The organism is Lysinibacillus sp. NPDC096382 (assembly GCF_044762845.1).
Lineage (GTDB): Bacteria > Bacillota > Bacilli > Bacillales_A > Planococcaceae > Lysinibacillus.
This window is the reverse complement of record NZ_JBIWFC010000001.1, coordinates 162867-176911: the sequence shown is the minus strand read 5'-3', so window position 1 is coordinate 176911 and position 14045 is coordinate 162867. Positions and strand designations below refer to the sequence as shown.

Sequence of the window (14045 nt, the reverse complement as noted above, 5' to 3'; positions counted from 1 at the left end):
TTTTACAACACATTCACATGTACCTTCTCAGCCTCTCTGGACTGTCATTAAAGGTGAATATTTAGTTAAGTTGTTCATTCACTTTCGTTAGTATAGACCTTCTTTTACTATACGTCAATGCCTATTTCTTAAATCATTTAATAATTGTTCATAATCAGCAGGAATTGGTGCTTCAAACTGCAAATATTCACCTGATGTAGGATGATCAAAGCCTAATACACCCGCGTGTAATACTTGTCCACCAAAGTCGATTGTCTTTTTCGGTCCATATTTTGGGTCACCAACAAGTGGGAATCCAATATATTTCATATGCACACGAATCTGATGAGTTCGTCCCGTTTCTAAGCGACATTCTACAAGCGTGTATTCACCAAAGCGTTCGATAACTTGGAAGTGAGTTACTGCATGCTTCCCTTTATCGACAACTGCTTGTTTTTGACGATCTTTTTGATCGCGACCAATCGGTGCATCAATAGTGCCTTTGTCATGTGCAATGTGCCCGTGAACTAGCGCAGTATATTTACGTGTCACTGTTTTATTGACTAACTGATTCACTAACGATTCATGAGCTGCATCATTTTTAGCAACCATTAATAATCCTGATGTATCTTTATCGATACGGTGAACAATTCCTGGTCGCATAATACCATTAATGCCCGATAAATCCTTGCAATGATACATTAAGCCGTTTACAAGCGTACCCGTCAAATGTCCAGGTGCTGGATGGACAACCATGCCCTTTGGTTTATTCACAACAAGGACATCTGCATCTTCATAAACAATATCAAGGTCTAAGTTTTCAGCAATAACATCTAATGGCTCTGCTTCGGGTACATCAATCTCTATAATATCCCCTATTTTCACCTTATACTTCGCCTTAATAGTCTCTCCATTTACTTTGACAATACCCTCAGTAATCCAATTCCCGATTTGTGTACGCGACCATTCTGATTGCACACCCGAAAGCGCCTTATCAATGCGCTCTCCCTGTTGTTGTTCTTCCATTGTATATGATACTTGCGTCATTCTTTCACCTGTTTCTTTCCTTTTTTATCTTCAACGATTAAGCCAATCATTAATATCACTACCGCCATTGTTAAAGCAGCATCTGCAATATTGAAGATTGGGAAATCATAATTAATTACTGGAATTAAGACATTTACAAAATCGACCACTTCACCTCTAAAGATACGGTCAATAAAATTACCTACAGCTCCACCTAATAAAAACATTAAGCCTACTTGAAAAATAGGTTTACCTTTAGCCTCTTTATGATAAAAGTACAGGATCGCACAAATAACGCCTATCGTGACAATGCTAAATAACCACATTTGTCCTTCTAAAATTCCCCATGCCGCTCCTCTATTTCGATGAGACAATATCCCAAACCACGGATCCCATACTGAAATTCGTTCGCCAAACTCCATATTTTTCACAATTAGCCATTTTGTCCACTGATCTAAAATAACTACGAATGCGGCCAATCCATAATATTTATACACAGACACTCCTCCGTTCGCTCAACATCTAACCTATTCTACCATAACAGCCCATCTCAGAATAACTAATATAGCATGAAAATATGGATCAATACCATTGTGTGGAGGGATTTTCGTTCCTACTGGGCGCTTTCCTGCGGATATTTTGTGTGCTGTCCGCTGCTTTGGCTACTCTATCCACGACTTTGGCTGCTCTATCCGTCGTTTCGGCTCTTCTTTCCGTCACTCTGGTTTTCATCTGTCGCTTTGGCTCTTCTTTCCGTCGCTTTGGACTCTCTATCCGTCGCTTCTTCCGTTCTTTCCGTCGCTTTGATTTTCATCCTTCGCTCTCGGCCTCAAAAAAAACGCAAGCCCCCATTACCAAGGAGACTTGCGTTATTCATTACATAGAATGTAGATTCTTATTTTTAGTTTGCATTATTATTGTTTATTTTAAACGTAATACTTTTCTACAACTTCTGCACAACGCGCACACACAGTTGGTTGTGCTTCATTTGAACCGACTGATTCAGAAATAGACCAGCAACGCTCACATTTTTCACCTGTTGCTTTTTCTACAACAATCGATGCATGCTCTAGAGCTAATGCATCTGCAGGTGCAGCTTCAATTGACGCTACTTCAAAAGCAGAAACGATTGAAAGTTGTGCAAAATCAATGCTTGCATCATTTAATAATGCTGCCACATCTTCTTTCGCATAAACTGTCACTTTTGCTTCAAGTGATTTACCAATTGTTTTTGCATTACGAGCTTCCTCTAATGCTTTTAAAATATCGTCACGAACATCAATAATTTTCACCCATTTTGCACGTAGACTTTCGAAGTTTGCATGTTCATCTACCTCTGGGAAGTCTGTTAATTGTACAGATACCTCTTCTACAACACCTTGAGCATGTAAGTAAGACCACATCTCGTCACTTGTATGAGGAATAATAGGTGACATTACTTTTACTAATGTCATTAATGTATCATAAATAACTGTTTGCATTGCACGGCGATCTTTGTTGTCATGGCCTTCGATGTACACAACATCTTTTGCAATATCTAAATAGAATGAAGATAGTTCTACTGCAACAAAGTTATTCACTGCATGATACACAGCTGCGAAATCATAGCGATCAAATGCAGCACGTACAGTTTTTAATACATCCTGTAGACGCATATAAACGTACTGATCCATTTCACGAAGATCCTCATATGCTACTCGATCTTTCGTTGCATCGAAATCAGCTACATTTCCATGTAAGAAACGGAATGTGTTACGGATTTTTCGATAAACCTCAGATACTTGCTTCAACATATCCATTGAGATACGAACATCGGCTGTATAATCTACAGAAGCAACCCATAAACGAAGAATATCTGCTCCATATTGATCCATAACTTTTTTCGGGATAATTACATTCCCTAAAGATTTACTCATCTTACGACCTTCACCATCTAGCACGAAACCATGAGTTAATAGTCCCTTATATGGTGCATAGCCATTAGTAGCTACAGAAGTAATTAATGATGAGTTAAACCATCCACGGTGTTGGTCAGAACCCTCTAAATATAAATCAGCTGGATACTTCATACCACGTTCTACTAGCACACCTTGGTGAGAAGAACCTGAGTCAAACCAAACGTCCATAATATCGTTTTCTTTTGTAAATTCACCATTCGGGCTACCAGCGTGTGTGAAGCCTTCAGGTAATAATTCTTTCGCTGTTTTTTGGAACCAAATATTTGACCCATGCTCACGGAATAATGCAGAGATATGGGCAATTGTTTCTGGTGTAATAATTGGTTCGCCATTTTCAGCATAGAAAATTGGAATTGGCACACCCCATGCACGTTGACGTGAAATTACCCAGTCTCCACGGTCACGAATCATATTATAAAGACGAGTTTCACCCCAAGCAGGTGTAAATGTTGTTGATTTTACAGCGTCTAGTAACTCATCACGGAATGCATCAACTGACGCAAACCATTGTGGTGTTGCACGATAAATAACTGGTTTTTTCGTACGCCAGTCATGTGGATATGAGTGTGTAAAGAAGTTAAGCTTTTCTAAAGCGCCTACTTCTTTTAATTTTTCTGTAACCAATTTGTTTGCATCATTGTAGAATATACCTTCAAAACCAGGTGCTTCATCTGTATAGCAACCGCTATTATCAACAGGGCTAAGAATAGGTAGACCGTATTGTTTACTAATATGATAGTCATCTTCCCCGTGTCCTGGTGCTGTATGAACACAGCCGGTACCCGCTTCAGCAGTTACGTGCTCTCCAACCATTACAAGAGATTCACGGTCATAGAATGGATGCTGTGCAACAATTCGGTCTAATGCTTCACCTTTAACTTCTTGAACAACTTCATACACTTCCCATTCAAGTACGTTAGCAACTGTTTCTAATAATTCTTTTGCAATGATGAATTTTTTATCTGCAACTGCAACAACTACATAGATAAATTCAGGGTTTACAGAAATCCCTAAGTTCGCTGGAATCGTCCAAGGTGTTGTTGTCCAAATGATCATTTTAGCGTCTGCTGGGACAACACCTTTAGCATCTTTTAGCGCAAAGCTTACATAAATAGAAGCCGATTTAACATCTTTATATTCAATCTCAGCTTCTGCAAGTGCAGATTCAGATGATGGAGACCAGTAAACTGGTTTTAAACCTTTATAAATATAGCCTTTTTCAGCCATCTTACCGAAAACTTCAATTTGACGTGCTTCAAATTCAGGCTTTAATGTAATATATGGATTTTCCCAATCACCACGAACACCTAAACGGCGGAATTGTGTACGTTGGTTGTCGATTTGCTCGTAAGCATACTCTTCACATAATTTACGGAATTCAGCAACAGACATTTCTTTGCGCTTTACACCTTTGTTCGTAAGTGCTTGCTCAATTGGTAAACCATGAGTATCCCAGCCTGGAATATAGTTTACATGGTAGCCAGTCATAGAACGATGACGTGTAATCATATCTTTCAGCACTTTGTTTAATGCATGGCCGATATGGATATCACCATTTGCATATGGAGGTCCATCATGTAATACATACTCAGGGTAACCTTTAGTACGCTCCATCTGTAATTTATTAATGTCCATTTCATCCCATTTTTCTTGCATCTTCGGTTCATTTGCCGGTAAATTTCCACGCATTGGGAAATCTGTTTTTGGCATTAATAAAGTATCTTTGTACTCAACCATTTTTCAATTCCTCCTTTATGTTTACAAACAAAGAACATATGCAATTAGGCGCTCATTCACATACGACAATTATTAGACTCATCACCATAACGCAGGGTTGATTCCACTCCGACTTGGCGCTTTCTAGAGGGTGTGCATGATAATTTATATTCACGGCATACGTTTTGAGAAATGCTATCCCTAAGTTTTAGTTATTAGCAAAATCAATACTTTTCAATAACGAAAGTATAGAGCCACACGACTAAAAATGGAAGCCTTCCGCCATTTGAACATAAAAAAAGCCCCTCAATCCCTCAAAGGGACGAGAAGCTTATACTCGCGGTACCACCCTAATTGTAGCACAAAATCGTACTACCACTCTTAAAGCACATTAACGTTGTGCATCACGAAATAACTTACTGCATTCAGTTATTTTAGCTCAGAAGTGATGTTCATTGTTATTTGCTGTTCGGGCTCACACTATCCCCAAATCGCTTAACTACGCCTAACAAATACTGTCTTCGTCTCTGCCTATTTTGCATATGTGTTCAAAATAATTACTATTACATTAGTATATGAAAATCATACAATCACGTCAAGTTTCACTTATTGCTACCTACTATAGGATTAAACTTGATCAGCTTCCTGTGCTTCTTCAACAGATACTTGAATTTCAGTAAGGTCAATATCATATTGTAGCAAATGGTCCCAATCGTCAGCATTTAATAAATCCAGCTGTGCTTCTACAAGCATTTTAAAACGATTACGGAATACCTTTGATTGCTTTTTCAGCTCATCAATTTCAATTGTCACCTTTCGAGCCTTTGTTAAAGCCTCATTGATAATACGATCAGCATTTTTTTCTGCTTCCTTCACAATGAGTTTAGCCTCTTTTTGAGAATTTCTTCGTACTTCATCAGCTGCTTCTTGTGCAACAACAATTGATTTTTGTAACGTTTCCTCTAATGAGTTAAAATGTCTCGCTTGTTCTAAGGAAATTTCTAGTTGTCTGTCTACTTCCTTTTTTTCACGTAACAAAATTTCATAGTCTTTGATAATTTGATCTAAAAATTCATTTACTTCATCTTCAGCATAACCTCTGAAAGATTTAGTAAACTCCTTATTATGTATATCAATAGGTGATAATGGCATACGATCCTTCTCTCCTTTACATGTACATTCGTACTTTCTATTATACAATTGTTCCAACAACTTAGCAGTAAAAATTAATGGAATTCACTTGATTTTTAGCTTTTTTGGGTCAATCGACCGATTTGTAAACGAATTTTATCTTTTTTTGTACGACCTTCAGTCATCATCATTTTTATTCGACCGCTTCCACGTACAGATAAAATATCTCCTTCTTGTAATTCAAAAGCAACTGAATCTCGTTCAGTCCAATTGACACGTACCTTTTTACCTGTAATTAATGCTTGTGCCTTCTGGCGAGAAATTTTTAAAATCGTTGAAATAATCACATCTAAACGCATAGAAGAAACAGTATGAGATTCTTCTAGCCACTCATCCTCGTTTTGAAGCAATGGCTCCGTCTCTTTAATCGATTCTACATGTACCTTTACCTTGCCAATGCCTGTTAAATGTAAGCGTACATATTCAGCCACCTCAATCGCTACTACAAATTGTACATGATGGTCACTGACACGAATATCACCGAATTTGCCACGATCCAATCCTAAAGATAACAAAGCTCCAAGGACATCTGGATGGCTTAATTGGACAAATTTCACAGGATATTGAATCGTAAATACTGTAAGCTGAAAATCTTCCTCCATAGGCTCATAATAAGTAGGATAAATCAGCATGCGTTGTCTTTCTGCTTCATCAAAGAGCCCAGAACTAGCTGTTTTTAATGTATCATACTGCCCAATTATCGATGCTACAATAAAGCGCTGTCGAGGATCTAGAAAATCAGTAAGCTTTGGAGCATATCGATCCTCTACCTCATGCTGCCAGCCCACAACTTGTTCAATGAAAGGCTGTTCATCTTTCCTAAAATGCTGTATTAAATGCTCCATATAACTTCACCTCTATTATGACTCTTTTATTTGTACAATTTCATTGGTATTTTAAGGCAAAACGGGGTTAATTTCCGTTCTTGGGCATCCGACGAGCCGATTCGCACAGGGTCTTGCTGCACCTGCTGAGGAGTTCTAGGGATCACCACTAAATATTGTTTAAATTTAGTATTCCCCATAAATAAAAAATCCCCACCGTTCGTGAGGATTTCTTTTATTAAAACATAAAGTATATTTTTTGAATAACAATAAAAAGCCCATTTTTAATAAAATTAAGTAAAAAAATCGCCACAATCGGTGATATGTCAATCATCCCAATCGGAGGGATAAATTTCCTAAAAATACCCAAATAAGGCTCACATACTATTTTAAGGAAACGGCCAATTGCTGAATCTTGTACAGCAGGCACCCATGACATTAAAACATATCCAACTAACATATAAGAATACACGTTAAATGCTAATGATATATAACTTAGAATTATCCATAAATCCATATAAACTACAATCCTCGCTATTAATTATCGTCTAAAATAAAATTTGAAATTTCGCCAGACACTTCTACATTATCAGGTGTGCATAGGAAAATGTCTTTACCGATTCTTTGGATATCACCGCTAAGTGCATAAACTGTGCCACTTAAAAAATCAATAATTCGTACACCTTGCTCTCGCTCAATACGTTGTAAATTGACGATCGTTGCACGCTTATTTTTCAAGTGTTCAGCAATATCCTGTGCTTCGGCATAAACTCTAGGTTCAACTAAGATAACTTTTGCACCTTTAGAATTCATTGCTGCCTGCAAACTTACTATGTTGTTTGTAGGTGTTGTACTTTGTGGAAAAATTTCCTGAACTTGTGCTTTACGCTCCTTCATAACTTTTTTAGGCTTCGCAGATTGAATCTGTTGCTGTTGTTGTACGGGTTGTTGCTGTTGAATAGGAGCTTGCGTGATTTCTTCTTCTAGTTCTTCCTCAAGATAAAAGAAATTTTTAATTTTATTTTTCATGCTCATCCTGTTCCCTTCTTTCATATCCAACAAGAGCCGTTCCAACTCGAACAAATGTAGCCCCTTCTTCTACCGCAATTTCAAAGTCATTAGACATGCCCATTGATAACTCGGTACAAGGAGCGTGCGCGAATCCTTGCTCGGCTATTTGCTGTTGACATTGTTTTAATTGCTTAAAAACAGAGCGAATAATTGTATCCTCATCTGTGTTTGGTGCCATTGTCATTAAACCAACAATTTGAATTTTTGTAAAATCCTTTAATGATTCAATAAAAGGCAGGACTTCTTCAATCGATAAACCATGTTTTGCTTCCTCGCCAGATACATTAACTTGTACAAAACATTTGACAGGTTTGTCTGCTCTTTTTTCAATTTCCTGTGCTAAACTCAAACGATCTAATGAATGTAAAAAATCAATACTGTCAATAACTTGTCTGACCTTACGGGTTTGTAAAGACCCGATATAATGCCAATGTACATCAGCTTGAATCGTTTCAATTTTACGATTTAAGCCTTCAGGACGGTTCTCACCTAAATGTATAAGCCCTGCATCAATTGCTTCTTGTGTTCTTTCTACAGAAACTTCTTTTGTCACTGCAATAACTTGGACTTTTTCCGTTTCACGATTTGCACGTTTTTTTGCTGTTTGTATAAGATCATTAATTTTCTTCAAATTTACTAAGATTTTTGTCACTGTTTTTCCCAACTTTACAACAATAGTTTCTTTTATTGTAACAAGCAATGCTTGAATTATCAATGAATAGCCTGGACTATGTGAAAGTACTTATACCCTGCCTATGCTTTAAAATTGCTTAATTTGTATAAATATTTTTCTCTTTAGGATAGTGCTTTTACTAAAATTACATCTTTCCCCACTACAAGTACATCTTTCATATACACTTTCCTAACAGATTCTTCTCCGCGAAAAAAGCCTAGATATTTACGGGGTTCTGCAATCATAAAAGCCGTTACATAGCCTGTTTCTTTGGAAACTTCTGCATCTACCACAAATCCTAAAAAGCGTCCATTGCCTGCTTCAATAACTTCTTTTTGCTGTAACATCGAGAAACGCATTTTATCCCTCCCTAAATCAATTACTCACAACATCGTTTTATCTCAATAAACTATGTTTTCTATATATATTTATGTGTTTATTGTTGTTTAAATGAAAATGAAATGATTAACGAATCTCTCTTTGGCAAAAAGAAGAGGTGATTTCCGTTCCAGGCTACTCGCTTTGTCGCTGACGCTTCGCTTTCGCGCAGAGCTTCCTGTGGGCGAGCGTCGAGCCGCTTCCTCCGCTTCGTTGCTGCCGCTACGCTTTCGCACAGAAAACATTCGCTCCGTCCAGGGTCTCGACTGTCTCGCTTTCCCACGGGAGTCGAGTAGCCTTCCACTCCAATCAGCGATAGCGTAGAAATTCAATAGTGGACGCTATAACAACATACCTTAAGTTAACACTTCGTCTTCGCACGGAAAACATTAGACAAAACCCTTTTGCTAAAGTAACGTTTTATCACTTAAATTATAGCGATTGGATAAGGATACATGCTATATGAATTGGTTGATTGGAGTGGAGACTGGGCGACCTTGGGGATCAGCGATATAGAGGAACGAAGGCTAAAAGCATCACGTCCTGTGATAACGCCTTCGTGACCAACATCCTGTTGGCCCGAGACCCTGGAGCGAGCAACGCGAGTGAAGCGGCTCATCGGACGCCCCCAGGAAAGCACCCAGTCGGAACGGAAATCAATCCCTCATTTTGCCGAGGAGCCCTACTTAATTTATACCATTGATATAAATTAAAATGCGCACCGAGAATTCAGGTGCGCATTGTTTTTTTACTTATAATCTTTCTGCATTGTTTCAATTGCATTTTTTTCTAGACGTGAAATTTGCGCTTGAGAAATCCCCAATTCTTTTGCAATTTCAGTTTGTGTCTCACCGTAATAAAAACGCTTTGCAACAATCATTTGTTGACGATCATCTAACTTTTGCAAACTTTCCTTTACTGACACGTAGGCAACCCATTGATCTTCCGATACATCATCATCACGTAATTGGTCCATCATATAAACAGCGTCTCCACCGTCTGAATAAATGGGTTCCTGTAAGGAAACTGGGTCTTGAATGGCATCTAAAGCAAATAAAACATCTTCCTTTTTCATGTCAATCATTTCAGCAATTTCTTCAATTGTTGGCTCTCGTAAATTATCGGTTATCCATTGTTCTTTTGCCTGCATTGCTTTATATGCAATATCTCTTAAAGAACGAGAAACGCGCAATGCATGATGATCACGCAGATGGCGACGAATTTCACCAATGATCATTGGAACAGCATATGTTGAAAAACGTACATTATGTTTCAAATCAAAATGATCAATAGCTTTCATGAGGCCAATACAGCCTACCTGAAATAAATCATCTGCCTGTTCACCCCTGTAGGCAAATCTACCGACTATACTGAGCACTAACCTTAAATTGCACATTACAAGCTCTTCCCTAATCTCATTTTCTCCAGCTTGTAAACGAATGAATAGTTCTTTCATTTCCTCGTGCTTTAAAATTGGCAAAGTCGATGTATCTAAGCCGCAAAGATCTACTTTAGTTCGCATATTCGATTCCTCCGGATGTTATTCTCTGACTAAACCGTTACATCAGTTTGTCCGAGAGAAACGAGAATATGCACAAAAGCTAAGACCAATTTTAGGTAGGTTAAATTTCCCTCCCTAAGATATTGGCTGATTCAGATTTTCACGTAAATCTTGAATAATTTTCTTCTCTAATCGGGAAATATAGGATTGCGAAATACCTAAATGATCAGCAACTTCTTTTTGAGTCATTTCAATTTTTCCATTGAGGCCAAATCGGCATTCCATAATATATCTTTCACGCGCACCTAGTAAATTAATGGCATGAAACATATGTTGACGCTCAATTTTCTTCTCTACATTGTCTAAAATAATATGCTCTTCAGTTCCTAAAATATCAGACAATAACAACTCGTTTCCATCAGCATCGGAGTTTAATGGTTCATCTAGTGAAACTTCACCCTTCATGCGACTTGTTTTACGTAAATGCATCAAAATCTCATTTTCAATACAACGAGATGCGTATGTGGCAAGCTTAATATTTTTATCTGTATTGAACGTTTCAATCGCCTTTATTAAACCGATTGAGCCAATACTTATTAAATCCTCAATCGGCGTTCCCGTATTATCAAAACGTCTAGCAATATAAACAACAAGACGTAAATTACGTTCAATTAGTGTATCTCTAGCTCGTAAATCACCATTCATAAAGGATGCAATGACTGTAACTTCTTCTTCTCGACTTAATGGCACTGGCAATGAATCATTTCCCCCTATATAGTACGTTTCACGACTCCGAAACTTACTCCAAAATTTTTTCAAGCTAGCAAGTAGCCTAAGAAGCAATAGTTCTCCCCCTCTATGAGTTATTTGAAAGCGCTGAAAAATGCAAAATTGCTGCTGTGCTATGTGGAAAATTTTTAGCCTTTTTTGTTAAAACGATATATTCATTCGTTTTCACTTGTGAGTGCTCCCCCTTTATATGCCACTCTTCAAAGCGAAAACCTAATACAACCGATTGCTGTTGTACTGTATTGACATGAATAAATCGAATATAACGCTGATAATCTTCTGAAAACATGGATACATTATACGGATCAGTTTCTTGCCATTCTAATAATGATTTGCAAAATGCTGCAGGTAAGTGTGGACGTAATGCTGCATAAGAGACAAAGTGTACAGGTTTTCCTGATAGTGGCTCAATCGCTTGATTTCCCGTATCCACAAATGCAGAAAGCGGTATCTTTACATCAAAAATTTTTAACGTCGTAGCAAACACAAACTGACCACTTAACCGCTCAAGCTTTACAAATCCCCATTGCTTATAAAAAGCTACAAGATTACCAACAGCTAGTAGTAGGCAAATCATTATAAAATGGACAACAGAAAGATTCTTTAAATACGGTTGTAATGCTGTTAATAATCCACCAATAATAATTGTTGCTGTTAAAACGATTGGTCCTTGCTTTTGAAAGCTTCGAATCTTGAAGCGAAAAGCTAGTCCAATCAGTAAGATAAAGCTCAGTAGCATCGTTAACAGCATTTGTCCACCTATTACAGCTACAAAACTACTACAAATAGAACTCATTAATAATCTTGTGTTCTTTACAAAAACCCCTGTTACTTTTGCCGTAAACTTGAGTATCGCTAGATTAAAAAGTGTATTAATGAGCACCAGCCATTCTCCATACATAACAGCCGCCTCCTACATACAAAGTTAGCATGTTACTCCCACAAATATTGTCAAACAATCGCATCATTTTATTAAAATGTTTTGACAAAATACATCCTTTCCTTACACATTTGAACATAATTAATTTTTAAGTCACTGAAAATATCAATGGAATATGAATGAAATTATGCTGGCATATTAAATATAGTATATGGCTTTTCTGCAAGGCGAGTGGTTGATTTCCGTTCCTACTGGGCGCTTTGCCGCTGACGCTTCGCTTTCGCGCAGAGCAGAGCTTCCTGGGGGGCGTCCGATGAGCCGCTTCACTCCCGTTGCTCGCTGCAGGGTCTCGGGCCAACAGGATGTTGGTCACGAAGGCGTTATCACAGGACGTGATGCTTTTAGCCTTCGTTCCTCAATATCGCTGATCCCCAAGGAGTCGCCCAGTCTCCACCCCAATCAACCACTTCATAGAATATATCTTCTGGGGATGTCAATCTCTAATTTAAAGAAAACAAGTATTTTCAGTGCGAAAGCGTAGTGACAGCAGCAACAACATTCATAACAATAGTTTTTCAACAACACAAAAAAGCTCGTATTTCACATAATGTAAAATACGAGCTTTTTAAAGTTTGGATGCTGATTTATCCGCGATTTTTACGGTTACGTAAAAATGCTGGTACCTCAAGCATGTCATCCTGTACATAATTTTGTTGATTTTGGCGTGGTTGTTCTTGCTGTACATGCACATCTTGACGTTGCTCACGAATCGGAGCTTGCTGTTGTTGTGCAGCTTGTCTATTTGTATTTAACGTCGGTCGTGTAGTATTACGCTGTTGCTGTAAAGCTTCCTCTGAGAAACCAGTCGCAATTACTGTAACAATAATTTCATCCTTTAGATTTTCGTTAATAACAGAACCGAAAATCATATTTACTTCTTCGTCTGATGCTGATGCTACAATATCTGCAGCCTCTTGTACTTCAAATAGGCTTAGATTTGAGCCACCAGTAATATTCATGAGGACACCTTTTGCGCCATCAATTGATGATTCAAGTAAAGGACTTGAAATAGCTTTCTTAGCTGCTTCTGCAGCACGGTTTTCACCTGTAGCAATACCAATACCCATTAACGCAGAACCTTTGTTAGACATAATTGTTTTTACGTCTGCAAAGTCTAAGTTAATAAGACCTGGCGTTGCAATTAAATCCGAAATACCTTGTACACCTTGTCGTAAAACATTATCTGCTTCACGGAATGCCTCTAGCATTGGCGTAGATTTATCAACAATTTGTAACAGCTTGTCGTTCGGAATAACGATTAAAGTATCAACAGACTCCTTCATGCCACCAATACCGCCGATAGCTTGTGTTTGTCGTTTGCGACCTTCAAACGTAAATGGACGCGTTACAACACCGACTGTAAGAGCTCCTAAATCGCGAGCAATTTGAGCGATTACTGGCGCGGCACCAGTACCAGTTCCTCCGCCCATTCCAGCTGTAACGAATACCATATCTGCACCACGTAGAACCTCTTCTAATTGTTCACGGCTCTCTTCAGCAGCTTTTTTCCCTACTTCAGGGTTTGCACCTGCACCCAATCCACGTGTAAGTTTTGTTCCAATCTGTAGCTTTATTTCTGCTTTCGATAAATTTAGCGCTTGTGCATCTGTGTTTACTGCAATAAAGTCAACACCTTGTACACCATGTTCTATCATTCGATTGACAGCGTTGTTACCGCCGCCACCAACACCAATGACTTTTATTACTGCAAGTTGATCAACACTTGTATCAAATTCTAACATTTCTTTTTCCTCCCACGGTAACTCGACTCTGTATCATTCATTACGCATTCAAGATCAATTATGCCTCGGTATAATTGCGTCCGGAATCGGCTTTGTTCTTAGGCCTGCACGACGCAGGTCAGTTAGCCGTTATCGCATGGATGCGATGATTTTAGGCTAACATCCTCTTAGAACTCCTTTCCGATTCCGTGACATCCGCCGGAGGCATTAACTTCTTTCGGCAGGTGTTTGGACATCTGCTGAAAAGTAGCTTAAAT

13 protein-coding genes and 1 other annotated feature are annotated in these 14045 nt (G+C 38.3%); all 13 genes read right to left on the bottom strand.

Features of this window, described 5'->3' with window-relative positions:
- Nucleotides 1-114: 114 nt before the first annotated feature.
- Nucleotides 115-1026, bottom strand: a complete 912-nt coding sequence (locus ACIQZA_RS00860) for an RluA family pseudouridine synthase (protein WP_402880135.1) — start codon at nt 1024-1026, stop codon at nt 115-117.
- Nucleotides 1023-1502, bottom strand: coding sequence for a signal peptidase II (gene lspA, locus ACIQZA_RS00855; RefSeq protein ID WP_402880137.1), 480 nt, complete (start codon nt 1500-1502; stop codon nt 1023-1025). Before lspA ends, ACIQZA_RS00860 begins: the two co-directional genes overlap by 4 nt.
- A gap of 429 nt (nt 1503-1931) precedes the next feature.
- Nucleotides 1932-4700 carry an isoleucine--tRNA ligase gene (gene ileS, locus ACIQZA_RS00850; protein WP_402880139.1) on the bottom strand — a complete coding sequence of 923 codons (2769 nt, stop codon included), beginning with the start codon at nt 4698-4700 and terminating at the stop codon, nt 1932-1934.
- Between the two features lie 294 nt (nt 4701-4994).
- Nucleotides 4995-5216: a binding site (T-box leader), on the bottom strand.
- A 90-nt stretch (nt 5217-5306) separates the two neighbouring features.
- Nucleotides 5307-5831 carry a DivIVA domain-containing protein gene (locus tag ACIQZA_RS00845; protein WP_100544018.1) on the bottom strand — a complete coding sequence of 175 codons (525 nt, stop codon included), beginning with the start codon at nt 5829-5831 and terminating at the stop codon, nt 5307-5309.
- A gap of 95 nt (nt 5832-5926) precedes the next feature.
- A complete protein-coding gene (locus ACIQZA_RS00840) occupies nt 5927-6715 on the bottom strand; it encodes a YlmH family RNA-binding protein (RefSeq protein WP_400934181.1) in 789 nt (262 codons plus the stop codon).
- Nucleotides 6716-6932: 217 nt separating this feature from the next.
- Nucleotides 6933-7211: a YggT family protein gene (locus tag ACIQZA_RS00835; RefSeq protein WP_142507540.1), complete on the bottom strand. Its 279-nt coding sequence runs from the start codon at nt 7209-7211 to the stop codon at nt 6933-6935.
- Nucleotides 7212-7231: 20 nt separating this feature from the next.
- Nucleotides 7232-7729: a cell division protein SepF gene (locus tag ACIQZA_RS00830; RefSeq protein WP_400934179.1), complete on the bottom strand. Its 498-nt coding sequence runs from the start codon at nt 7727-7729 to the stop codon at nt 7232-7234.
- The gene (locus ACIQZA_RS00825; protein ID WP_400934178.1) at nt 7713-8417 is read right to left on the bottom strand and encodes a YggS family pyridoxal phosphate-dependent enzyme; all 705 of its coding nucleotides are present in this window, start codon (nt 8415-8417) and stop codon (nt 7713-7715) included. The genes ACIQZA_RS00830 and ACIQZA_RS00825 overlap by 17 nt, the downstream gene beginning before the upstream one ends.
- A gap of 143 nt (nt 8418-8560) precedes the next feature.
- Nucleotides 8561-8797, bottom strand: coding sequence for a PRC-barrel domain-containing protein (locus ACIQZA_RS00820; RefSeq protein WP_049668351.1), 237 nt, complete (start codon nt 8795-8797; stop codon nt 8561-8563).
- A 767-nt stretch (nt 8798-9564) separates the two neighbouring features.
- Nucleotides 9565-10338 carry an RNA polymerase sporulation sigma factor SigG gene (sigG, locus tag ACIQZA_RS00815; protein ID WP_142507543.1) on the bottom strand — a complete coding sequence of 258 codons (774 nt, stop codon included), beginning with the start codon at nt 10336-10338 and terminating at the stop codon, nt 9565-9567.
- Nucleotides 10339-10452: 114 nt separating this feature from the next.
- A complete protein-coding gene (gene sigE / locus ACIQZA_RS00810; RefSeq protein ID WP_049668349.1) occupies nt 10453-11160 on the bottom strand; it encodes an RNA polymerase sporulation sigma factor SigE in 708 nt (235 codons plus the stop codon).
- A 13-nt stretch (nt 11161-11173) separates the two neighbouring features.
- Nucleotides 11174-12007 (bottom strand): sigma-E processing peptidase SpoIIGA, encoded by an 834-nt coding sequence (locus ACIQZA_RS00805; RefSeq protein WP_402880141.1) that lies wholly within the window; start codon nt 12005-12007, stop codon nt 11174-11176.
- 623 nt (nt 12008-12630) lie between these two features.
- On the bottom strand, nt 12631-13788 hold the full coding sequence (gene ftsZ / locus ACIQZA_RS00800) for a cell division protein FtsZ (protein ID WP_100544024.1): 1158 nt from the start codon (nt 13786-13788) through the stop codon (nt 12631-12633).
- Between the last annotated feature and the right edge of the window lie 257 nt (nt 13789-14045).